The sequence below is a fragment of the Amycolatopsis sp. NPDC024027 genome (assembly GCF_040638975.1).
GTDB lineage: Bacteria > Actinomycetota > Actinomycetes > Mycobacteriales > Pseudonocardiaceae > Amycolatopsis.
The window spans coordinates 61,541-83,142 of sequence record NZ_JBEZYY010000018.1 but is presented as its reverse complement, the minus strand read 5'-3'; the positions used below and the strand labels follow the sequence as shown (position 1 = coordinate 83,142).

Annotated in this window: 21 protein-coding genes; 14 read left to right on the top strand and 7 right to left on the bottom strand. The window is 70.2% G+C overall.

Annotation, left to right across the window (positions count from 1 at the left end):
• Nucleotides 1-750: 750 nt before the first annotated feature.
• The 4 genes from AB0F52_RS35445 to AB0F52_RS35430 all read right to left on the bottom strand — a co-directional run bounded on the left by AB0F52_RS35445 (nucleotide 751) and on the right by AB0F52_RS35430 (nucleotide 4,785).
• Complete coding sequence (locus AB0F52_RS35445) at nucleotides 751-1,677, bottom strand: SCO0930 family lipoprotein (RefSeq protein ID WP_360180457.1); 927 nt, start codon at nucleotides 1,675-1,677, stop codon at nucleotides 751-753.
• A gap of 41 nt (nucleotides 1,678-1,718) precedes the next feature.
• A complete protein-coding gene (locus AB0F52_RS35440; protein ID WP_360180455.1) occupies nucleotides 1,719-3,155 on the bottom strand; it encodes a DUF1996 domain-containing protein in 1,437 nt (478 codons plus the stop codon).
• A 273-nt stretch (nucleotides 3,156-3,428) separates the two neighbouring features.
• Complete coding sequence (locus AB0F52_RS35435; protein WP_360180453.1) at nucleotides 3,429-4,217, bottom strand: zf-HC2 domain-containing protein; 789 nt, start codon at nucleotides 4,215-4,217, stop codon at nucleotides 3,429-3,431.
• 7 nt (nucleotides 4,218-4,224) lie between these two features.
• A complete protein-coding gene (locus tag AB0F52_RS35430; RefSeq protein ID WP_013224412.1) occupies nucleotides 4,225-4,785 on the bottom strand; it encodes a sigma-70 family RNA polymerase sigma factor in 561 nt (186 codons plus the stop codon).
• A gap of 239 nt (nucleotides 4,786-5,024) precedes the next feature.
• Between AB0F52_RS35430 and AB0F52_RS35425 the strand changes: the two genes are divergently transcribed.
• The 5 genes from AB0F52_RS35425 to AB0F52_RS35405 are packed head-to-tail and all read left to right on the top strand — an operon-like array spanning nucleotide 5,025 to nucleotide 8,676.
• The gene (locus tag AB0F52_RS35425; RefSeq protein ID WP_360180451.1) at nucleotides 5,025-5,627 is read left to right on the top strand and encodes a hypothetical protein; all 603 of its coding nucleotides are present in this window, start codon (nucleotides 5,025-5,027) and stop codon (nucleotides 5,625-5,627) included.
• A complete protein-coding gene (locus AB0F52_RS35420) occupies nucleotides 5,611-6,402 on the top strand; it encodes a DUF4142 domain-containing protein (RefSeq protein WP_360180449.1) in 792 nt (263 codons plus the stop codon). The genes AB0F52_RS35425 and AB0F52_RS35420 overlap by 17 nt, the downstream gene beginning before the upstream one ends.
• Complete coding sequence (locus tag AB0F52_RS35415; RefSeq protein WP_360180447.1) at nucleotides 6,395-7,012, top strand: ferric reductase-like transmembrane domain-containing protein; 618 nt, start codon at nucleotides 6,395-6,397, stop codon at nucleotides 7,010-7,012. The genes AB0F52_RS35420 and AB0F52_RS35415 overlap by 8 nt, the downstream gene beginning before the upstream one ends.
• A 1-nt stretch (nucleotide 7,013) precedes the next feature.
• Complete coding sequence (locus AB0F52_RS35410) at nucleotides 7,014-7,244, top strand: ferredoxin (protein WP_013224408.1); 231 nt, start codon at nucleotides 7,014-7,016, stop codon at nucleotides 7,242-7,244.
• Nucleotides 7,237-8,676, top strand: a complete 1,440-nt coding sequence (locus tag AB0F52_RS35405) for an FAD/NAD(P)-binding oxidoreductase (RefSeq protein ID WP_360180445.1) — start codon at nucleotides 7,237-7,239, stop codon at nucleotides 8,674-8,676. The genes AB0F52_RS35410 and AB0F52_RS35405 overlap by 8 nt, the downstream gene beginning before the upstream one ends.
• A 363-nt stretch (nucleotides 8,677-9,039) precedes the next feature.
• On the opposite strand, the gene AB0F52_RS35400 is transcribed toward AB0F52_RS35405, so the two are convergent.
• Complete coding sequence (locus tag AB0F52_RS35400) at nucleotides 9,040-10,446, bottom strand: MFS transporter (RefSeq protein ID WP_360180704.1); 1,407 nt, start codon at nucleotides 10,444-10,446, stop codon at nucleotides 9,040-9,042.
• A 180-nt stretch (nucleotides 10,447-10,626) separates the two neighbouring features.
• Between AB0F52_RS35400 and AB0F52_RS35395 the strand changes: the two genes are divergently transcribed.
• The 9 genes from AB0F52_RS35395 to AB0F52_RS35355 all read left to right on the top strand — a co-directional run bounded on the left by AB0F52_RS35395 (nucleotide 10,627) and on the right by AB0F52_RS35355 (nucleotide 18,999).
• Complete coding sequence (locus AB0F52_RS35395) at nucleotides 10,627-11,517, top strand: LysR family transcriptional regulator (protein WP_360180443.1); 891 nt, start codon at nucleotides 10,627-10,629, stop codon at nucleotides 11,515-11,517.
• Between the two features lie 199 nt (nucleotides 11,518-11,716).
• Nucleotides 11,717-12,157, top strand: a complete 441-nt coding sequence (locus AB0F52_RS35390; RefSeq protein ID WP_103342944.1) for a helix-turn-helix transcriptional regulator — start codon at nucleotides 11,717-11,719, stop codon at nucleotides 12,155-12,157.
• A gap of 10 nt (nucleotides 12,158-12,167) precedes the next feature.
• A complete protein-coding gene (locus AB0F52_RS35385; RefSeq protein ID WP_360180441.1) occupies nucleotides 12,168-12,578 on the top strand; it encodes a VOC family protein in 411 nt (136 codons plus the stop codon).
• 35 nt (nucleotides 12,579-12,613) lie between these two features.
• Nucleotides 12,614-13,834, top strand: coding sequence for an MFS transporter (locus AB0F52_RS35380; RefSeq protein ID WP_360180439.1), 1,221 nt, complete (start codon nucleotides 12,614-12,616; stop codon nucleotides 13,832-13,834).
• Complete coding sequence (locus tag AB0F52_RS35375; RefSeq protein WP_360180437.1) at nucleotides 13,819-14,082, top strand: AraC family transcriptional regulator; 264 nt, start codon at nucleotides 13,819-13,821, stop codon at nucleotides 14,080-14,082. Before AB0F52_RS35380 ends, AB0F52_RS35375 begins: the two co-directional genes overlap by 16 nt.
• Nucleotides 14,079-16,442, top strand: coding sequence for an excinuclease ABC subunit UvrA (locus tag AB0F52_RS35370; RefSeq protein ID WP_360180435.1), 2,364 nt, complete (start codon nucleotides 14,079-14,081; stop codon nucleotides 16,440-16,442). The genes AB0F52_RS35375 and AB0F52_RS35370 overlap by 4 nt, the downstream gene beginning before the upstream one ends.
• Nucleotides 16,443-16,602: 160 nt before the next feature.
• Nucleotides 16,603-17,619 carry an acyl-CoA desaturase gene (locus AB0F52_RS35365; RefSeq protein ID WP_360180433.1) on the top strand — a complete coding sequence of 339 codons (1,017 nt, stop codon included), beginning with the start codon at nucleotides 16,603-16,605 and terminating at the stop codon, nucleotides 17,617-17,619.
• 26 nt (nucleotides 17,620-17,645) lie between these two features.
• Nucleotides 17,646-18,707, top strand: coding sequence for an MBL fold metallo-hydrolase (locus AB0F52_RS35360; protein WP_360180431.1), 1,062 nt, complete (start codon nucleotides 17,646-17,648; stop codon nucleotides 18,705-18,707).
• A 37-nt stretch (nucleotides 18,708-18,744) separates the two neighbouring features.
• Nucleotides 18,745-18,999, top strand: a complete 255-nt coding sequence (locus AB0F52_RS35355; protein ID WP_013224398.1) for a Smr/MutS family protein — start codon at nucleotides 18,745-18,747, stop codon at nucleotides 18,997-18,999.
• Between the two features lie 31 nt (nucleotides 19,000-19,030).
• Here AB0F52_RS35355 and AB0F52_RS35350 read toward each other — a convergent pair whose 3' ends face one another.
• Both AB0F52_RS35350 and AB0F52_RS35345 read right to left on the bottom strand, forming a co-directional pair.
• On the bottom strand, nucleotides 19,031-20,863 hold the full coding sequence (locus tag AB0F52_RS35350; RefSeq protein WP_360180429.1) for a hypothetical protein: 1,833 nt from the start codon (nucleotides 20,861-20,863) through the stop codon (nucleotides 19,031-19,033).
• Nucleotides 20,864-20,916: 53 nt separating this feature from the next.
• A complete protein-coding gene (locus AB0F52_RS35345) occupies nucleotides 20,917-21,585 on the bottom strand; it encodes an SEC-C metal-binding domain-containing protein (RefSeq protein ID WP_360180427.1) in 669 nt (222 codons plus the stop codon).
• Between the last annotated feature and the right edge of the window lie 17 nt (nucleotides 21,586-21,602).

Below are 21,602 nucleotides of genomic sequence, written 5' to 3'. Positions count from 1 at the left end.
CCGGGGCTTCGCGGCTGCTTCGCCATTCGGGGCGGAAGGCGTGTGCTCGGCCGCGGAAGTCGCGTGATGGGGGACGGATCTCGCGTGATTCGGAGCGGATCTCGTGGGGTGGGCGGGGTTTCGCGTGGCTGGAGGGGCATCTCGCGTGATTGAAGGGGCATCTCGCGTGATTAGAGGGGCATCTCGCGTGACTGGAGGGTCGGGGCGCGTACCGGAAGGGTCGGTCCGCGGGTCTGGAGGGTCGGGGTGCGTACCTGGGGGTCGGGTCGGGGATGGGGAAGGGTTCCGGCGCGGTGGACGGGGGGGTGAGGTGGAGGGAAGCGTCCACCGGGCCGGAACTCGCGGGCGGGAGTGACTCCCGCTTTCTCCTCCTTCGCTGATCCGGCTGGGCCGGATCGGTGGGGTGAAGAATCCCGGCCCGGCGGACAAGGGGGGTGAGGTGGAGGGAAGCGTCCACCGGACCGGGGATCGGGTGCGGAACCGAAGTCCCGCGATTTCCTGCGGTGAAACAACCGGCCCGGTGGACTGGGGGGGGTGAGGTGGAGGGAAGCGTCCACCGGGCCGGGGATCGGGTGCGGGAGGGAGTCCCGCGGGTTGGTGCGGGAGGGAGTCCCGCGATTGCGTGCGGGAGGGATCCCGCGGTTGGGGTGCGGGAGGGGGCCCGCGGTTTTCGGGGTGGTGCAACCGGCCCGGCGGACAGGGGGGTGAGGTGGAGGGAAGTGTCCGCCGGGCCGGGGATCGTGGGGCGGGTCAGTACCCGCCGGGGGAGGTCGCCAGTGCCTGCTGGACCGCCGGCCGGCGAGCCGGGTCCGCCTTGCAGCCGTTGGGTTCCAGTGCGTACCAGGTGCCGCCCGCGCCGTGGCCGGTTGCCACTCCCGGCTCGTCGTCGGATGCGTACCGGTACACCGGCCAGCCGCCGACCGTCACCTGGCTCGTGCCGTCCGGGCGGCGGATGCGGCCGACCAGTCCGGCGTCGATGCCGTCGGCGACGGTGGTGCGGCCGTCGGCCTCCAGCGGTGGCCACTTCCGCGCGCAGGCCGCGTCGCAAGTGGACTTTCCGGAGTCCTTGCCGTCCTTGGTGAAGAGGTAGAGCGTGCGGCCGCCGGTGTCCGTGAGGACGGGCCCGAGGCCGTCGATCTCCGTGGTGCCGAGGGTCGGCGGCTCGGTGCCCGCCTTCTCCCCCGTCGGCGCCATCGCCGCCCAGTCCGCGCCGGCCGCCCGGCCGAGCGCGATGCCCGGCCCGGTGTCCTTCGCGTACCGGTAGACCGGCCAGCCGGCGACCGTCACCTGCTTGCGGCCGTCGGGCCGGGTGACCAGGCCGACCAGCGCGCTGTCCACCCCGGCGGCGAGCACCGGGACGTCGGAGACCAGCGGCGGCCACGTCATCGCGCACGGGCCGGCGCAGGTGGCCTTCGACGGCTTGGCCGTGTCCTTCGCGTAGCGGTAGAGCGTGTGCCCTTCCGCGTCGGCCAGTACCGGGCCCAGTCCGTCCACAGTGGAGGAAATCAGCTGGGCCGCGGAGCCGGCCGGAACCGCGCTCGCCGGCTGCTGCTGCGCCCCGAGCACCACCGGCTGGACGGCACCGGACGTGGCGTACGGGTTGGTCCCGCAGGCCGCGACCAGCGCGAGTCCGGCAACGGTGATCGGTGCGGCGACAGCCGGGCGAGCACGGTTCATCGGAAGTTCTCCTTCCCGCGATACAGGTAGGCCGGGCGCGGTTATTCCGCGCAGGCCTTGCCGGAGTTGACGCAGTTGACCAGGCGGCCCATGATCTGGTTGCTCATCACGTTCGCGAAGTCGTCGTGGTCGGACTTCGGGTTGTGCGCTTCCTGGGCGAACGCGTCCACTTTGTACTGCTTGTTCTGCTGGACGTCCTGCGGAACGTCGTACACCAGGGTGACCTGCAGCTGGGGCACGTTCTTGAACCCCTGCGGGCACTTGCCCTGCTGGTCGGCGAACACGATGTGGCTGCGGTGGTCCGCACTATCGGTGTTCTTGCCGTCCCAGCAGTTCGGGAAGGCGTGGATCCGCTCGACCTTGCTGCCCTGCGGGCAGATCGGGTACTTGTCGGTCAGCCGGTCCTCGAACCCGGTGCAGGTCCAGCTGGGCCGGGCGTTCTTCGGGCCGTTGGTGCTCTGCTTGGCGTCACCGTAGAGGATCTTCAGACCGAGCGGCATCGCGACGACGTTCTGCGCGCCGCCACCGATGAACTTCAGCGTCGCGGACTCCGGCTCGATGATCTCGCCGTCGTTGTCGCCGACCTCTTCGTTCTCGCCCTGCGGACCGCCGAGCTCTTCCTGCGCGGCCTGGTCCTTGTTCTGATCCTTGTTCTGCTGGTTCTTGTCCTGGGCGCCGTTCTGGTTCTGCTGGTTCTTGTTCTGCTGCTGGTTCTTGTTCTGGTCCTGCTGCTGGTTCTGGCCCTGCTTGTTCTGGTCCTGCTGGTTGTTCTGGTCCTGCTGCTGGTTGTTCTGCTGACGACGCTGGCCCTGCTGCTGACCGTCGTTCTGGTCGCCCTGCTGCTGGGCACTCAGCCCGGCCCGGCCGCCACCCTGACCCTTGCGGGCGCGCTGGTTCTGGTCCTGCGCGTCCTTGGCGTCCTGGGCGCTCTTGTCCTGCTGGACGTCGCCGGTCTTGCCCTGTTGCTGCTGCTTGGCCTTCTGGTTCTCGCTCTGGTTGGCCGCGTTGTCTTCGCGGTCGACGCGGATCACAGGCCAGAAGTAGGCCGACTGGTCACCGTTCTTGCAGGTGGTGTCGCCGGCGAGCAGGCTCTTGAGGCTCGAGTCGGCGTCGGTCGTCACGTTGCCGACGTAGTCGTGCAGGTGCTGGGCGCCGTTCTTGATCCCGGGCTGCGCGATGAAGTTGTCCGGGTTGTGGTGCGATCCGTCCGCGTTCGTTCCACAGTCGACGGTGAAGGAACCCTGGGCGCCCTTCTTCTGCAAAGCCGCGTTGACGTTGGTGCCGGCGGCGACCTTGTTGATGTCGATGAAGAAAGACGGATCCGCGGGGTCCGCGCTGGCTTCGCCCGTGCGGCCCGCGGTGACCGCGACGGCGAGTCCGCCGACGGCGATCGCCAGGCCGATCGCACCCATCGCGATCTTGGTTCGGCGGGCAACGCGGTGTTTGCCTGTCACGGGGGGCCGAGAATTCCGGGCCATAGACTAGTTCACCTCGTTCGTTATTCCGGGCGCGCCGAACAGCGCGGCAGCCCGGGCAAGAACTACCGTTGATTGAGCTTGAGATCTCACGGAACCCGTCGGGGGATGCTTGCGGTTCCGGCTGTCGGGATGCATCGGGGGATGCATTGGGGGATACGGACCCCAGCGGCCCGAGGTTCAAAAGCGACCGGCCCGTTATCTGTTCGTTATCTACGAGAACGCAACCGGACGACATTCACCCAGGTCACAGCGGTTCACCGAAAAGAAAGAGATTCAGCGCTGGACGACGACGAGGATGGTGCCGTCTTCGCCGCGGACCTCGAACCGGCTGATCTGGTCCATCGCCAAGGAGACCGAACCCTGCAACCGCAACGGTTCGGGCGAGCCGGGGATGCCGAACCCCTTGGGCGGCACCGACCAGCTGGAGACGACGCGCTCGGCACCGGTGGCGGGGACGGCGACCAGCTGGCACTTCACCGGCCCGACGATCCCGCGCAGCTCGAGCTCGACGCGGCTGCCCCACTCGACCGGCGAAACGGTGACCAGGGCGCTGACGGCGGACCCGCCGCTGCCGCGGCCGTAGGTCTGGCCACCGCCGGGCTGGCCCTGAGCGCCCGCCGGCGGCGGGGTGGACGTCGCCGGGACGCTCGTGGCCGGCGGCGGCTGCTTGTTGCCCGGAGCGGCGAGCGAAGCGGGCGGAACGGCGTCGGCCGGCCGGACCGCGAGGGTCACCAGCGGGCCGGCGATCACGGCGGCCGCGGCCGCGGCCCCGGCGAGGATGCCGACCCGGCGACGGCGGCGGCGCTTGACGGCCGCCTCTTCCATGAGGCCGCGCAGCACCCGGGGGCCCGGCGAGAGGGTCCGCGGGCTGGGCGCGGGCATCGGGGGCTCCGGCCAGCTGCGCTTGACCAGGTCGAGGACGTCCGGCAGCTGGTAGAGCTCGATCAGGTCGAGCTGGCAGTGCGGGCAGTTCATCAGGTGGGCTTCGAACTGGGTGTTCTCGGCTTCGCTGAGGACGCCGAGCACGTAGGCGGCGACGTCGGTGTGTGCGGATCCGGCCACGCTCAGTTCACCCCCGCTCGCGCAAGGCCCGGCGCAGTGCGCGGACGGCGTGGTGGATGCGGGATTTGACGGTGCCCGGTGGCACGCCGAGGGTCGCCGCGACCTCGTTCACGGTCCGATCGCGCAGGTAGGTCTGCTGGATGGCCTCCCGCTGCTCGGGCGAAAGGCCCTGCAGCGCCTCGTAAACGATCATCGCGGCGAGCGTCCGGTCCGATTCGTCGGACACCGCGATCGCGTCGGATTCGATCTCCTCGAGCTCCTGGGGCCGGACGCTGCGGCTGCGCCAGCCGTCGATGACGGTACGCCGGGCCACCGTGAACAACCAGGCACGCAGCATCTCCGGCTGGCGGTCGAGCTTGTCGGCGTTCCGCCACGCCTTGATCAAGGTCTCCTGCACGACGTCTTCGGCCCACTGCCGGTCGTGGCCGGTCAGCCGCAGCGCGAACGCCATCAGGGACCCGCCGAACTCCTGGTAAAGCGCCTTCGCCAGATCGTCGTGGCCGTCGCCGGGCTCGACGACGGCATCCTGATCTCCGATGGATCTCAGCGCTCGGGTGTGCCGTCCCACGCGGGACATCCTGGTGGGCCGGACGGGCTACGTCCAGTACTTCCGGCCCGCAAACCGGGAGCAAAACTTTTTTGAACCGTTTCCGGACCGTGTCCGTATCCCCTACCGAAGACCCCGACCAGGCGTTGTCCCCCGCAACGCTCCGCATCCACTCCGGACCGAATGTCCACTGTGGATCTTTCGCGCCCTTTTCCGTTGCACTACCGGCAACAGCGCGTAGTCATGCCCACGGAGGAGCAGTGATTCGCATTCCCCGCCCGGTGGTCCCCGCCGCCGTGTGCCTCACCGCACTCGCCCTGCTCACCGCCTGTACCGCCGGCGCCGCCACCACCTCGGGCGGCGGTTACGCCGCCGGCGGCGCCGCCGGGATGCAGATGCCCGGCATGCAGCAGGGACAGGTCGTCCTGCCGATGCCGCAGTCCATCACCGCCGACCCGAACAACCCGGCGAAGAGCCAGCTCAGGGGAGCGAAGACGTTCGACCTCGGCCTCCTGCTCGTCGACGGGACCGGGTACACGATCTACCGGTACGACCGGGACACCCCCAAACCCCCGCGGTCCAACTGCACCGGCGCGTGCGCGACCAAGTGGATCCCGGTCAAGGCCGGCGGCAACCTGCCGGCGATCGACGTCGACCAGTCGCTGATCGGGCAGATCACCCGCGACGACGGCAGCGAGCAGCTCACCCTCGCCGGCTGGCCGCTCTACCACTACACCGGCGACAGCGAACCGGCCGACACCTCCGGCCAGGGCCTCGACCAGGCCTGGTACCCGATCGCGCCGGACGGCAAGAAGATCACGTTGACCCAGGACGAGTGGAGGCAAAATGCGTTCGGCGTCTGAGCTCGCCGGGTTCGGGTTCGAGTCCCCCACGGTTCTCGAGCGCTCCCGTCCGCTGGTCCGGATCCTGTTCGTGGTGGTCGCGGTGCTGGCGCTGCTCGCGCCGGGCTCGACCTCGCTCGCCCAGACCACCTCGGTCTCCGACACCGACGCCGTGCTCCTGACCAAGGTCCGGCAAGCCGGCCTGTGGGAGATGCCGTCGGGCATGATGGCGATGGAAAAGGGCAGCCCGATCGTCCAGAAGGTCGGCTTCGCGATCATGATGGACCACGGCCGCCTCGACGTGGCGACCCGTGCGCTCTCCCAGAAGCTGAACTCGCCGGTCCCCGACCAGCCGTCCGAGGAACAGCGCGGCTGGCTCGGCGAGGAGATGGCCGCCTCCCCCGGCCCGGAGTTCGACCGCGTCTTCGCCAACCGGCTGCGCGCGGCGCACGGCCAGGTCTTCGCCATCCTGGCGCAGCTGCGGGCGGGCACCCGCAACGACGACGTGCGCGCCTTCGCGACCGTCGGCAACCAGGCCGTGATGCGGCACATGACGATGCTCGAAAGCACCGGGATGGTCGACTACACCGCGCTGCCCGCCCCGGCGGTCTCCACGACCGCGGCGCCCACCGGGATCCAGCTCGGCCTCGACACGTCCCAGATCGCCGTGGTGGGGGCGCTGTTCCTGCTGGTCGGTGGCGGCCTGTTCTACGTGCTGCGGCAGGTCAAGAGCAACCGTGGCCGCGCCAAGGCGTCCCGGCCGGCCACCGCGAGAACCGGGGGTAGCCATGGTTGAGACGTGGCACGACGCGACGATCTTCCTCACCCAGCAGTTCCAGCCGAAGACCGACCCGGCGGCTCGCAATCTCGCGGCGTTCGCCGCCCGGACGTCCTACGCGGCGACGATGCTGACGCTCACCTGGGGCGTGCTCACCGCCACCGGCTGGATCCGCTCGGTGACCGGCCGCAAGGGCCTGCGCAGCACCCACATGGTGCTGGCCACCGCGACGATCATCTTCGGCATGGTCCACGCGCTGGGCTTCACCTACCTGACAGTCGCCCCGTACAGCTTCGCCTACATGTTCGTCCCGTTCGGCTCCGGACAGGAAGGGCGGCACATCGCGGGCATCGTCGGCTTCGAGGTGATGTTCGCCATCTTCCTCACCGCCGGCCTGCAGCGCTTCACGTCCTACCGGCGCTGGCTGTGGCTGCACCGCTGCGCGTACCCGGCGGTCGCGCTCATCGCGATCCACTCCTGGTTCGGCGCCATCGCGAACGGCCACCTCTCGGTCACCTGGCTGGCCGGCATCACGCTGCTCGTCCCGGCCGTGACGGTGTCGATGCTGCGGTTCATGCCGGCTCGCACCCTGGAACGCATCGGTCTCGTGGAAGAGCAGGTGGCCTGACATGCCCTTCCGGTTACCCGGTGGCGGCCCCCGGATCAGCGTCGACAACGACCGGTGCGAGCTCTACGGCATCTGTGCCATGGAGGCACCGGACGTGTTCGACCTCGGCCAGGACGGCCGCTTGCGCTTCCACACGAGACTGCTCGACGAAACCACCATTGAACAGGCGAAGATGGCCGCCCGCTGCTGCCCGATGCAGGCGGTCGTGATGAGAGGGGACCTCGATGGCTGACGGCGACCGGATCGTCATCGTCGGTGCGGGCGTCGCCGGGCTGCGCGCCGCGGAACGCTTGCGGGAACAGAAGTTCGACGGGGAGATCGTCCTGATCGGCGACGAGGCCCGGCGGCCCTACCACCGCCCGATGGTCTCCAAGGCGCTGGTGATGGGGACCGAACGGCCCAGCGACGTGGGCCTTTCGCACTACCTGCCGGACCTCGACGTGCACTGGCGCCTCGGCGCGCGGGTCACGCACCTGGACACCACCGAGCGGGTCGTGCACCTGCCCGGCGGCGAGTCCCTCTGGTACGACGGCCTGATCGCCGCGACCGGCGTCTACCCGCGGCACCTGCCCGGGGCACCGCGGCACGACCCGCGGGTGCGGATCCTGCGCACGGTCGAGGACTCGATGGCGGTGCGGCGCTGCCTCAACGCCAGCAAGAAGCCGGCCGTCGTGATCGGAGCCGGCCTGATCGGCAACGAGTTCGCCGCGAGCATGCGCCACATCGGCCGGGACGTGACCCTGATCGGGCACGCGAAGGCGCCGCTGCACCGCTTCGGCGACCGCGTCTCCAGCGGCATCGTCGAGGCGCACCACGAGCACCGGGCGAACCTGGCGATGCGCAGCGAAGTCCGGCACTGGATCAGCACGAAGGACACCGTCGGGCTGCACCTGACGAACAACCAGCTGCTGGTCGCCAGCGTCGTCGTGCTCGCCATCGGCAGTGTCCCGTCGGTCGACTGGATGCGCGGCTCCGGCCTCGACATCAGCGACGGCGTGCTCTGCGACTCGAAGCTGTTCGCCGAGGGCGCCTCCGACGTCGTCATCGCCGGTGACATCGCGCGCTGGCCGAACCTGCGTTTCGACGAGACCCCGCGTCGGGTCGAGCACTGGATCAACGCCGTCGAGTCGGCCCGGCACGCGGCGGACAACCTGCTGATGGGCCAGTCCAGCGCCGTGCCGTTCACCCCGCTCCCCCGGGCCTGGTCGACGCTGTACGACACGCGCCTGCAGATGTGCGGGATGCCGTCGCTGGCCGAGGACACCGTGTCCCTGGCCGACGGCATCACCGGCTTCGTCCGCGACGGCAGGCTCGTCGGCATCTCCTGCTGGGACAAGCCGCGGGCGATGCTCGACTGGATGGCCGAGCTCGACCGGCGGCTGCCCGCCCCCGACTACGTGCCCGAGCCGGAGCCCGCGCCCGTCGCCGAGGTCCCGCAGGTCCCGGTGGTCGAGCCGGCGCTCGCCGCCCTGGCGGCCGAGGTGCCGCCGGAGTTCGACAGCGGGTTCGACGCGCAGGCCTTCGAGCGCGAGTTCGAGAGCGAGTTCGCGAACGACATCCCGACGACGGCGTTCCCCGCGCAGTCCCCGCCCACGACGGCGCTGCAGGCGCAGTCGCTGCCCGCGGGGGCGCTGCCGACGATGGCCATCCCGATGGGGAGGTAACGAAGCCGGGACGGGGCTGCGCGCGGCGGCCCCCGTCCCTTGCCGGTCACCACACCCCCTCCGCGGCTGGGTGGTGTGGTGACCGGCCCCCCACGTCCCCCTGCCCGCCTCGGCTCTGGAAAGAACGAGCGCCCGGCGGGCCAGGAGAGGGCCATCCCGAGGGAACCCGACGCCCCCGGGGTGGCCTTCTTCCGGCGCACCGGGCGGGGCCCGGGGTCGAGCGCCACGGCGGGTCACTCCGCCGGGGCGCACGAGTCGTGGAGATCGTTCCGGTGGACGGGTATGCCGCCGGAAGGGACGCCACGCCTCTTGCAGCACCGGTGCAGGGCCGTCCCGGGGGCACGGGAACCCCCGGGACGGTCTTCACCTCCCGCGCCGCGACCACCACGACTCGGCCACGACCAGGCCGCCGAGGACGAGCACCGCCACCCCGGCGACGCGCAGCCCGGCGTCGGTACCGGAGACGAACGCCGTGACGACGTCGGATGTGTGGGGAGCCCGGGCCAGGGCCTCGGCCACGGTGTGCGCCCCACGCAGGTCCGGCGGCAAGGCGGCGGTGAACCGCGCGGTGGACACCGTGCTGACCACGGCGACGCCGAGCGCGCTGCCGAACTCCCGGGTCGTGGCCTGCAGCCCGGTGCCGACCCCCGCCTGGGCAGGCGGCAGGGCACCCGCGATCACGCCCGACAGCGTCGGCAACGCCAGCGTCACCCCGATCCCGGTCACGACGAGCCAGGCCGCGTAGGCGGCGTACGGGGTGCCCGCGTCGCTCGTGGACAGTCCGAGCAGACCGCCCCCGACGAACCCGAACGCGCCCGCGACGGTGGCGCCGAGGCCGATCCGCCCGGCCAGGCGCGCCACGTGCCGTCCGCCGAGGACGATCGGCACCGTCAGCGGGACGATCCCGAGCCCGGTCGCCAGGACACCGAACCCCTTGGCGTACTGGAGGAACGAGGCGTTGACGTAGAACAGCGCGAACATGCCGAAGAAGATCGCGGTCAGCCCGAGGCAGGCGCTGCGCAGGCCCGCGATCCGGAACAGCCGGGGGTCGAGCAGCGGGTGCGCGGACCGCAGCTCGGTGACCACCCACGCCGCGAACAGCACGGCGGCGCCGGCGAACCCGGTGACGACGACCGCGCTGTCCCAGCCCGCCTCCGGGCCCTGGACGATCCCGAGCAGCAGCGCGACCGACGCCCCGGTCAGCAGCACCGCGGCCAGGGGGCCGAGCGGGCGGTCGTGGCGTGACGACACCGGCGTGCACCGGGCGACCAGGGCGGCGAGGCCCAGCGAGAGGGCCGCGGCGGCGGCGAACAGCCAGCGCCACGAGCCGGCCGTCAGGACCAGGCCGCCGCCGACGTTGCCGGCCACCCCGCCGATGCCGGTCATCGACGCCCAGGTGGCGATCGTGGCCGGTTTGCGCTCGGCGGGCACGGCGTGCAGCAGGACGGCGAGCGAGTTGGGCAGCACCGCGGCCGCACCGATCCCGGTGAGCGCCCGGCCGGCGAGCAGGACGGCGACATCCGGTGCCGCCGCCGACAGCAGCGTGCCCGCGGCGAACAGCCCGAGGCCGGTCAGCAGCACGCCCTTGCGGCCGAACCGGTCGCCCGCGGCCCCGGCGGGGATCACCAGGCAGGCGAACACGATCACGTAGGTGTCGACGATCCAGACCAAAGCCGGCGCGGACGGGTGCAGCGCGCTCGCGGCGAACAGCGGGACGGCGAGGTTGATCGCCGCGACCATCCCGACGACGAGCGCCACCGCGGCGCACATGAGGGTGAGCAGGCCGCGCTGCGACGCCCGGCCGGACGCCGGTTCGCGGCTCGGTTCCCGGCTCGGTTCGCGGCTCGGTTCGCGGATCGGAAGCTGAGTGGACATGAGCCTGACGGTAGGAACGACAGACCCCTGCGCGCGACGCAACTTTGTCAACAGACGTTTGCGTATGCTGCAACTGTGCCCGAGCAGCTCGACCTGAACCTCCTGCGCGTGTTCGACGCGCTCCTGCGGGACGGCAGCGTCACGGCCGCGGCCGAGCGCCTGCACCTGTCCATCCCGGCGACCAGCCGGGCGCTGGGCCGGCTGCGGCGGGCGATGGGCGACCCGATCCTGGTGCGCGCCGGGCGGGGGCTGGCCCCGACGCCGTTCGCGCTGCGCACGGCCCCGCGGGTGCGGTCGCTGCTGGAGGCAGCGGCGTCACTGGTCAGTACCGACTTCTCGCTCGCCGGCCTCGAGCGGACCTTTTCGATCCGCATCAACGACGGCGTGGCCGCGACCCTCGCGACCGCGGCGGCCGAGGCCACGGCGGCGGCCGCTCCCGGCGTCACCCTGCGGTTCGTGGCCGAAGGCAGCGAAAGCACCGACGCCCTGCGCGACGGCTCGATCGACCTGGACATCGGCGTGGGCGGGCAGCCGGCCCCCGACATCCGGACCGCCGTGCTGTACCGCGAACGCCTGGTGGCCGCGGTGCGCGCGGACAGCCCGCTGGGCCGGCACCGCCGTCCGACGCTGGCGCAGCTGTGCCGGCACCCGCACGTCTCGGCCTCCCGCCGCGGCCTGTCCCGCGGGCCGCTGGACGACGTGCTCGGCGCGGCGGGCCTGCACCGCCACGTCGCCGCCGTCGTGCCCACCGCCGCCGTCGCCGCGCTCGTGGTCGCTTCGAGCCCGTACGTGGGGTTGCTGCCGCAGCGCCTCGCCGAGCAGTACGGCGCCGCGCTCGGCCTCCGCTGGTTCCCGGTCCCGGCGGACCTCCCCGAAATCGAGGTGCGCCTGTCCTGGCACGCCCGCCTCGACGCCGACCCGGCCCAGCAGTGGCTCCGGGAGACGCTCCGCGACGCCCTCCGCTGACCCCGTGTCGACCCTCCAATCACGAGTGATGCCCCTCCAATCACACGTGATGCCCCTCCAATCACGAGTGATGCCCCTTCAAGCACGGGGGACGCCGTGCGGGAACGGACGACACGCGTGACTGGAGGGACGACACGCGTGCTTGGAGGGACGACACGAAAGTCTCCGCGGCCGGCGTCCGCTGTGGCACGATTCATCCGTGACCAGTTCCGCCACGGCGCAGTACCTGCGTGACCTCGCGCTGCTGCGCCGCGTCCGGGACCGGATCGACCGGGAGTACGCCCAGCCCCTCGACGTCGAGGCGCTGGCCCATGGCGTGAACATGTCGGCCGGGCACCTCAGCCGGCAGTTCCGGCGGGCCTACGGAGAGTCACCGTATTCGTACCTCATGACGCGGCGGATCGAACGGGCGATGGCCCTGCTGCGCACCGGCGAACTGAGTGTCACCGAGGTCTGCTTCACCGTCGGCTTCTCGTCGCTGGGCACCTTCAGCACGCGGTTCGCCGAGCTGGTCGGCATGCCCCCGAGCGTCTACCGCGAGCAGCAGGCCGAGGCCACCGTCGGGATGCCGCCGTGCGTCGCCAAGCAGGTCACCAGACCGATCAGGAATCGAGAAGCGCGGCCTTCGGCGGCCACCTAGGGTGACCGGCATGGACGTCACCATTCACTCGAGCTTCCTCCCGCACACGGACCCGGAAGCCTCGCTCGCGTTCTACCGCGACCTGCTCGGCTTCGAGGTCCGGCAGAACGTCAAGTACGGCGACATGCAGTGGATCACCGTCGGACCGCCGAACCAGCCGGACACCGCGATCGTGCTGTCGCCGGTGGCCGCGACGCCGGGCCTGACCGACGACGAGCGCCGCATGATCGCCGAGATGATGGCCAAGGGCACCTACGCCTCGGCCAACCTGGCCACCGACGACCTCGACGCCCTCTTCGCCAAGCTCGAGGCGGGCAACGCCGAAGTCGTCCAGGAGCCGGTCGAGCAGCCCTACGGCATCCGCGACTGCTCGTTCCGCGACCCGGCCGGCAACCTCCTGCGCATCCAGGAACTGCGCTGACCACGATCGCCCCCGAGGCGCACGGCTACCGCGAGGTGCTGCGCGACCGGCGGATCGCCGGGCTCCTGCTGGGGGACCTCCTGGCCAACGTGGGCACCGGCATGCTGCTGGTGGCCATGCCGGTGCAGACGTTCTCCCTCCACGGCGACGTGCCGAAGGCGATCGCCATCGGGCTCGTGGAGGCCGCCCCGTTCGTCCTCTCCACCGTGCTGGCCCTGGCCATCGGCCTCGGCCGGGTGCGGGTGCCGCCGCGCGCGCTGCTCGTCGCCGACTGCGTGCTGCGGTCGCTGACCTTCGCCGTCCTCGGCGTCCTGGCGGTCACCGGCCTGCTCACGCTGCCGCTGCTGGTCGCCGGCCTCCTCTTCGGCGCGACGTTCCGGCTGGCCGGCTCGAGCAGCCGCCGCCTCCTGGCGACGTCGGCCGCGGGCGAGGCCGGGCGGTTCTCGGTCAACGGCCTGCTGGGCCTGAACACGACGTTCGCGCTCTACATCGCCGGTCCGGTGCTCGGCGGGGTCCTCGTGGCGACCGCCGGTGCGGGCTTCGCGCTCTTCGTCGACGCGGGCGGAGCGCTGGTCCTGCTGGCCGCCACGCTCGCGTGCGTGCCCCGCGGAGCCGGAGACCGGGACGCACTGCGCGACGAGGGCACCCACGAATCGGGCTGGCGGATCCTGCGCCGCCGCCCGGTCGCCGCGCGGCTGCTGGTCGTCGAGTTCTTCTTCAACTTCCTGTACATGCCGGTCGAAGTGGCGCTCCCGCTGTACGTGAGCGGGACGCTGCACGCCGGCGCGTCCGGTCTGGGGGTGCTGTGGAGTGCGCTGGGGGTCGGCGCGTTCCTCGGCGCCGCGCTCGTCGGCCGGCTGCGGAACCTCCCCCAGCGGCCGCTGCTCGTCGCGATCATCGGCCTGTGGGCGCTGTGCCCGATCGCGCTCGCCGTCACCGGCGACCTCACCGTGGCGCTGCTCGTCTTCGGCCTGGGCGGCCTGGTCTACGCGCCGTTCACCCCGGTCGCGTACAGCTTCCTGCAGTCCGGGCTCGCCCCCGGGGAGCAGCAGCAGGTCGTCACGCTCTGGACGACCGGCTCCACGGTGGCCGCCCCGCTCGGGCTGGCCCTGGGCGGCCCCCTGATCGAACTGGCCGGCAGCACCGGCGGCCTCGTGCTGTCCGGCCTGCTGACCCTCCTGCTGCTCCCCATCGCGGCCCGGGCGGTACTCGGGCGGCGCACACCGGAAGGAAACCCGATATGTGCCTCAGCCTGAAGATCGCCGCGCACAACCATTTCCGCGAATTGGTGCTCCTGCGCCGCGTCCGTGACCGGATCGAGCGCGAATACCCGTTGCCGCTGGACGTCGAAATGCTCGCGAGCACAGTGGACCTGCCGGTCGTGGTATTCGTCCGCCGTTTCCGGGACGCCTACGGCCTTTCACCGCACGATTACCGGCAGGCCGTCGAGGCGGTCAGGAATCGAAAAGCCCGGCCCGGACAAAAAACTGGAGCAGCCCGATGAGCAAGCCGCACGTGGCCGACAGCCACGACCTGATCCGCGTCCACGGCGCGCGCGTGAACAACCTCCGGGACGTCAGCGTCGAACTGCCCAAGCGGCGGCTGACGGTGTTCACCGGGGTCTCCGGATCCGGCAAGAGCTCGCTGGTCTTCAGCACGATCGCCGCCGAATCGCAGCGGCTGATCAACGAGACCTACAGCACCTTCGTGCAGGGGTTCATGCCGACGCTGGCCCGGCCCGACGTCGACGTCCTCGACGGGATCACCACCGCGATCATCGTCGACCAGGAGCGGATGGGCGCCAACCCGCACTCCACGGTCGGCACCGCGACCGACGCCAACGCGATGCTGCGCATCCTCTTCAGCCGGCTCGGGACCCCGCACATTGGTTCGCCGCAGGCGTTTTCGTTCAACGTCGCCTCGATCAGCGGCGCGGGCGCGGTCACCATCGAAAAGGGCGGCCGGCAGATCAAGGAGCGCCGCAGCTTCAGCATCACCGGCGGCATGTGCCCGCGCTGCGAGGGCCGCGGCAAGGTCAACGACATCGACCTGACCGCGCTGTTCGACGAGAACAAGTCGCTCAACGAAGGCGCGATCACCATCCCGGGCTACAGCATGGAAGGCTGGTACGGCCGCATCTTCCGCGGCTCCGGCTTCTTCGACCCGGACAAGCCGATCAAGAAGTACACCAAGAAGCAGTTCGCCGACCTGGTGTACAAGGAGCCGACGAAGATCAAGGTCGAGGGCATCAACCTGACCTACTCGGGGCTGGTGCCGGCGATCCAGAAGTCCTTCCTGTCCAAGGACGTCGACTCGATGCAGCCGCACATCCGCGCGTTCGTCGAGCGCGCGGTGACGTTCCAGACCTGCCCGGACTGCGAGGGCACGCGGCTCTCGGCGGAGGCGCGGTCATCGAAGATCGGCGGGATCAGCATCGCCGACGCGTGCGCGATGCAGATCAGCGACCTCGCCGCCTGGGTGGCGAAGCTGTCCGAGCCGTCGGTCGCGCCACTGCTGGACGCGCTCAAGCACACCCTCGACTCGTTCGTCGAAATCGGCCTCGGCTACCTCTCGCTCGACCGGCCATCCGGAAGCCTTTCGGGCGGGGAAGCCCAGCGCACCAAGATGATCCGCCACCTCGGGTCGTCGCTGACCGACGTCACCTACGTCTTCGACGAGCCGACGATCGGCCTGCACCCGCACGACATCCGGCGCATGAACGACCTGCTGCTGCAGCTGCGCGACAAGGGCAACACGGTGCTGGTCGTCGAGCACAAGCCGGAGGCGATCGCCATCGCCGACCACGTCGTCGACCTCGGGCCGCGCGCCGGCACCGAAGGCGGCGAAATCGTCTTCGAGGGCACTGTGGACGGTCTGCGGGCCAGTGGCACGCTGACCGGGCGGCACCTCGACGACCGGGCGTCGCTGAAGCCGTCGGTGCGCTCGCCGTCGGGGGTGCTGGAGGTGCGCGGGGCGGCCACGCACAACCTGCAGGACGTCGACGTCGACATCCCGCTCGGCGTGCTGGTGGTCGTGACCGGGGTGGCGGGCTCGGGCAAGAGCTCGCTGATCCACGGTTCGGTGTCCGGCGGCGAGGGCGTGGTGACGGTCGACCAGACCGGCATCCGCGGCTCGCGCCGCAGCAACCCGGCGACGTACACGGGCCTGCTGGAGCCGATCCGCAAGGCGTTCGCCAAGGCCAACGGCGTGAAGCCGGCGCTGTTCAGCGCCAACTCCGAAGGCGCGTGCCCGAACTGCAACGGCGCCGGCGTGGTCTACACGGACCTGGGGATCATGGCGGGCACCGCGACGCCGTGCGAGGTGTGCGAGGGCAAGCGGTTCAACGCCGAGGTGCTGGAGTACACCTTCGGCGGCCGCGACATCAGCGAGGTGCTCGGGATGCCGGTGGCCGAGGCGCTCGAGTTCTTCGCTTCCGGTGACGCCGCACTGCCTGCGGCGCACAAGATCCTCACGCACCTGTCCGACGTCGGCCTCGGCTACCTGACGCTGGGCCAGCCGTTGACGACGCTGTCCGGCGGCGAGCGGCAGCGGATCAAGCTGGCCACGCACATGGCGGAGCAGGGCGGGGTGTACGTCCTCGACGAGCCGACGGCGGGCCTGCACCTGGCGGACGTCGAGCAGCTGCTGGGCCTGCTGGACAGGCTGGTGGACGCGGGCAAGTCGGTGATCGTCATCGAGCACCACCAGGCGGTGATGGCCCACGCGGACTGGATCATCGACCTCGGCCCGGGCGCGGGTCACGACGGCGGGCGGATCGTGTTCGAGGGCACCCCCGCGCAGCTGGTGAAGGCGCGGAAGAAGACGCTGACGGGCAAGCACCTGGCCGAGTACGTCGGCGCCTGAACGCAGTGAATGACTCATTCATGTCGTCGGACGACATGAATGAGTCATTCACTGCGTCGGCGCGCCGCCCATACCAGCCCGGCCGGTAGGGCTGGCCCCCGCAAACCGGCTGGGGCGCGCAGGATTCCGCTGAGGGCGGCGGTGCCGAAGACTCGGGTGCGTGACCACCACAGAGAACCGCGTCGGCAGCGACTTCGCCCGGCTGAGCCACCGCATCACCGCCGCCGGCCTGATGGCACGCCGGCCCGGCTACTACACCGCCCGGATCGCCGTCGTGGCCGGGTTGTTCGGGGCCGGCTGGGTGGCCTTCGCGCTGCTGGGGAACTCGTGGTGGCAGCTCGCCGTCGCGGTCTTCATGGCCGTGCTGTTCGGGCAGATCGCGTTGCTCTCCCACGATCTCGCGCACAAGCAGGTGTTCCGGCGACGGCGGCCCACCGAGATCGCCGGGCTGCTCGCCGGGAACCTCGGGATCGGGATGAGCTACGGCTGGTGGATGGACAAGCACACCCGCCACCACGCCAACCCGAACCACGAGGAACTCGACCCCGACGTCGACCCGGACATCCTCGTCTGGTCGAAGGACCAGGCCCGCGCCAGCCGCGGCGTGCCCCGGTTCATCGGGCGGTACCAGGCGTTCCTGTTCTTCCCGCTGCTCACCCTCGAAGGCCTGAACCTGCACTGGTCCGGGATCCGCGCGGTCCGCAAGCCGGGCCTGCGCCGCCGCACCACCGAAGCCGTCCTGCTCGGCGCGCACTTCGTCCTCTACTTCAGCGCGCTGCTCACCGTTCTCAGCCCCGGGATGGCGTTGCTGTTCTTCGTCGTCCACCAGGGACTGTGGGGTGTCTACATGGGATCGATCTTCGCGCCCAACCACAAGGGCATGCCGACGCTGACCGGGCGCACCGAGCTCGACTTCCTCCGCAAGCAGGTGCTGACCTCGCGCAACGTCCGCGGCGGTGCCGTCACCGACGTCGCCCTCGGCGGTCTCAACTACCAGATCGAGCACCACCTGTTCCCGAGCATGCCGTCGCCGCACCTGCGGCGGGCGCAGCCGATCGTCCAGGCCTACTGCGCCGAGCTGGGCGTCCCGTACCTGCAGACGAGCCTGGTCGAGTCCTACCGGCAGGCCCTCACCCACCTGCATGAAGCTGGGGCGCCTCTCAGGAAGCGTTCGTAGACTCGGGGCATGAGGAAGTCTGGATTATGAGAAAGACGGTCGCGGCCCTGCGGGACCTGCCGGCGGCGTTCGGCGCGAAGGCCACCGGCGCCCGGGCCGAGCGGGTCCGCTCCTCGCCGCAGTTCGACGGCAAGGTGTTCCGCAACGCGGCGCCGCGGCACCCGATGACCGCGGCTTCGATGCGGGCCATCTTCCGCGAGATGTTCTTCGGCGAGCACCGTGAGCTGCGCAAACCGGCCGGCGCGGTGCCGCTGGTCGCGGCGGCGCCGGTCGAGTCGGCCGACGGCCTGCACCTGACCTGGTACGGCCACGCGTCCACGCTGGTCGAGCTCGACGGCGCCCGCGTGCTGCTCGACCCGGTGTGGAGCGACCGGGTCTCCCCCGCGGCGTTCGCCGGCCCGCGGCGGCTGCACGAGCCGCCGGTGCCGCTGTCGGCCCTCGGCCGGATCGACGCCGTGGTGATCTCGCACGACCACTACGACCACCTGGACCTGGCGACGGTCCGCGCGCTGGTCGCGTCCTCCGAAGCGCCTTTCCTCGTGCCCCTCGGCGTCGGGGCGCACCTGGAGCGCTGGCACGTCCCGGCCGGCCGGATCATCGAGCTCGACTGGCACGAAGAGGCGACGGTGGCGGGCGTCCGGTTCGTGGCGACGCCGGCCCAGCACTTCTCCGGCCGGGGCATCACGAACGACGACACGCTGTGGACGTCGTGGGCGCTGCTGGGCCCGGAGCACCGGGTGTTCTACACCGGCGACACGGGGTACTTCGACGGGTTCGCGGCGATCGGCGCGGAGCTCGGCCCGTTCGACGCGGCCCTGATCCAGATCGGCGCGTACGCCCCGCTCTGGCCGGACATCCACATGACCCCGGAGGAGGGCGTCGCGGCGGGTCTCGACGTCCGGGCGAAGCTGCTGGTCCCGGTGCACTGGGCGACGTTCCAGCTGGCGATGCACCCGTGGGGCGAGCCGGCCGACCGCGTGTGGAGCGAGGCGAAGGAGGCCGACCTCCCGCTGGCGATCCCCCGCCCGGGCGAGCGCATCGACGCCACCGAGCCACCCCCGGTGGACGGCTGGTGGCAGTCACTGTGACCCGGCAGCCGACACGGTGTCGAGCCCGGGAGGGCGTGTGAAGCTGAAGCTGGACCTGCACGACGTCTACAACCGCGGCGGCGAGATCGATCGTGCCCTGCGCGCGATCATCGACGAGGCCGTCGCCAAGAAGGCGCCGCTCGTCGAGATCATCCCCGGCAAGGGGTCGGGCCAGCTGAAGAAGCACGTCCTGCGGTTCCTGGAGCGCAAGGACGTCAAGGCGCTCTACCACCGGGTCGAAAAGGACAAGGACAACTTCGGCCGGGTGTTCGTGCACTTCCGCTGGAAGTGACTTCAGAACCGGCTGTCGTGCGTTCGCCCGGTCAGGCACTGCCCACTGCCCGGAGGTCTGCTCCGTGCATCACTGCAGCCGCACGCGCGGCATTGAGCAAGGTGTCAAGCAGCTGCAGCCGCCATCGGTCCGCGCCCACTGCCGCACCCCTTGCGTCTTCGTAAACCTTCCGGTTCACGTGGGGTTGCACGACCAGGACCTCCGTCCTACTCGTCGCGTCCCGGAGCCGAAGCCGTTCGAAGAACGCCGACCGATCCTTGACACGAATGCCATCCACCCAGCTCGCTGTTGGTTCTCCGGCCCGCTCGGCGAGTCGCTCCACCAACCGCTCGGGCTCGCTGAAAATCAGATTCTTCTGCGCCTGGGCCGCGATGACCTCGTACGCGGTCACCCTGATCTTTCGCCGGCCAGTCGATGACGCGGCACCCTTGACGTGGATCACCGAGAGCACACCGTCCCGGGTCAGATGCAAGAAGTCGGCGACTTCTCCGGAGCCGTCATCGCAGATCAGCCACCCTTCGCTGAACCGGTGAAGGACCCAGCCGAAAAGCGATCGATCGCCGTCCCGGCCGATAGCGTCGTGGATGTCCGCCGAGGTCACCCCCAGCGGCTTTTCCTTCGTGATCTCGAAGCCGCTGAAGTCTTCGAAATCCCATCGGGCGAATGGGATGACTTGGGTGTTCCGGCGCCACAGATCACGTCCCACCAGAACATGACCCGACCCGTAGAAGACGGAGATGATGTCCTGGTTCGACAAGGCGTCACAGAGGTCCCGTGCGAGTGCTGGGTCCCTCGCGATGCCCTCGGGGGCCCACTGCAGAGCGGCTGCCCCTTCGTGGAAGTGAACCGTGCCCCGCAGGCTGCCAGCGACAACTCCAGGGTAGCCGACGTCAACGACCACACCGGCGGCATCCGGATCGCCACGGACATCCAAAATGGCGTTTTCGAGAAGCGCGGCGTCCTCGGCCGCGTCGTCTCCGAGTCCTGGCTCGGAGACGACTTCGTCCCGGGTCGCCACGATGACCTCGAATGCGTCGTGCACACCTGCAAGATCGCTGACCCGCCGGGCAAGCAAGCCGAGTTCGCCGGTGATGTCCCGAGGATTCGTCAGACCGTCCTCCACCATGGTCAGTAGCTCGCCGAGCATTGCCAGGAACTCGGGCATTCCCGCCGAGCCCCGGTACCAGATCAGTGACTTTCCAGGTGTGGTACCGATAACACCCCGGAGCACCTCTCGCCCCGGATCCGCCGGCAGTTCGGCGCGCGCAGCACCGAGCCCATAGAAGGAATCTTCCAAGGGATTCAACGCGCGCTGCAGGAAGCGGCCGTTGAAGACTTTACTGTCGGGCCTGGTCGCCAATCGGGCGTGAGTTCCCTTGAGCCACAAACCCTTCGCTGCCCCCTGCAACAGGGCGCCCTCCAGCACCGCAGGTGGAATTCGGCGGAACCGGGTGCCCGCGGAGTCGAGGATGCGCTCCAATCGTCGGCGGAGCCCTTCGTTGGCGTGCACAGCGAATAACTTCTTCCGCCGCGCGACCAGGGTCAGTTCATGCACCATGTCGTCGTAGGGTGCGTCGGGTTGCGCCCATCCCGGCACCGATAGGACTTGATTGACGAAGCCTTCGAGCTGGTCGATCCGCGCAGCCTGGAGCGGAAGAGCATCATCACCCGCCTCAGTTGCGGCGCGCGCGAGCAGCGTCGACTGCTTCCGCGCGCGGCGATCGGGCGGTTGCACCAAGGCGGCCACCAGGTCGGCGAACGCTCCGGCCGGAGCGTCGTCGGTAGCCTCGAGCACCACAAGGGACAAGTAGGGCGCCAGTGAATCCCACGAAAGTTCGCTGGGCTCCGGGTCGGGTACACGCATGACGACACTTCCTTCAGGACAATGGGAGCTCCGACGGCCCGAGAGCAAGTCGCTCAAGTCGAACGGCGGCGGACCGATTCACGCCAACTGTTGAGATATACGTACCCGGCCGTCAAGACAGTCGGATCGTCCCTCACCGACCGCCGCACGGTCGCCAGCCATTTTTTGTGGCAGTTACCTAGCTTCTTCCCAGATCCACACGGACATTTCGCTGCGCGGCGCGGATGCGCGCCGACCGCTTCGATCAGCTTTTCAAGCTGATCCGGGACCAGCCCTACGCTGTTTTCGCGGAACCATTGTTCGTAGCCAGCTCCGCCGTGTTCCCAATCCGTCCACGGCCAGTGGGGTTCCACCCCACGCATGCGCCTCTCCTCGTACATGACCTGCAAGCGGACGAACTCGCAAACCAAGTCGAGGTATCTGGCCAAACCGCCCGGCCGCTGGAAGTCGGCAACCGGCGCCGTGAGCGGCAACCACATGCAAAACCGGCCGGTGGCCTCCACGTGGTTCTCCGCGGCGCGGTCGAACCGCCCATCAACGTCGTAGACATCCGGGAGCTGGAACGGACTAGTACCCGGGTACCGGATCTGGACGGTGAACTCTCCCCTGACACTGCCGGGCAAGGCCACGGAGAGTTCGCCTTCGACGACGAGCTTCCCGCTCTGCTGGCCATGCCGGAGTCCCGGTTGAATGGCCTTGAGTGTGTAGTCGTCCTCGCGCAACCGTCTCGAGGCACCGC

Bases quoted from the DNA above. Each gene is read 5' to 3' on its own strand.
- AB0F52_RS35445 (WP_360180457.1), bottom strand. From the start codon at position 1,677: ATGAACCGTGCTCGCCCGGCTGTCGCCGCACCGATCACCGTTGCCGGA.
- AB0F52_RS35440 (WP_360180455.1), bottom strand. From the start codon at position 3,155: ATGGCCCGGAATTCTCGGCCCCCCGTGACAGGCAAACACCGCGTTGCC.
- AB0F52_RS35350 (WP_360180429.1), bottom strand. From the start codon at position 20,863: ATGCGTGTACCCGACCCGGAGCCCAGCGAACTTTCGTGGGATTCACTG.
- AB0F52_RS35360 (WP_360180431.1), top strand. From the start codon at position 17,646: ATGAGAAAGACGGTCGCGGCCCTGCGGGACCTGCCGGCGGCGTTCGGC.
- AB0F52_RS35405 (WP_360180445.1), top strand. From the start codon at position 7,237: ATGGCTGACGGCGACCGGATCGTCATCGTCGGTGCGGGCGTCGCCGGG.
- AB0F52_RS35385 (WP_360180441.1), top strand. From the start codon at position 12,168: ATGGACGTCACCATTCACTCGAGCTTCCTCCCGCACACGGACCCGGAA.
- AB0F52_RS35370 (WP_360180435.1), top strand. From the start codon at position 14,079: ATGAGCAAGCCGCACGTGGCCGACAGCCACGACCTGATCCGCGTCCAC.
- AB0F52_RS35410 (WP_013224408.1), top strand. From the start codon at position 7,014: ATGCCCTTCCGGTTACCCGGTGGCGGCCCCCGGATCAGCGTCGACAAC.
- AB0F52_RS35420 (WP_360180449.1), top strand. From the start codon at position 5,611: ATGCGTTCGGCGTCTGAGCTCGCCGGGTTCGGGTTCGAGTCCCCCACG.
- AB0F52_RS35415 (WP_360180447.1), top strand. From the start codon at position 6,395: ATGGTTGAGACGTGGCACGACGCGACGATCTTCCTCACCCAGCAGTTC.
- AB0F52_RS35375 (WP_360180437.1), top strand. From the start codon at position 13,819: ATGTGCCTCAGCCTGAAGATCGCCGCGCACAACCATTTCCGCGAATTG.
- AB0F52_RS35400 (WP_360180704.1), bottom strand. From the start codon at position 10,446: ATGTGCGCCGCGGTGGCGCTCGTCGTCGGGATGGTCGCGGCGATCAAC.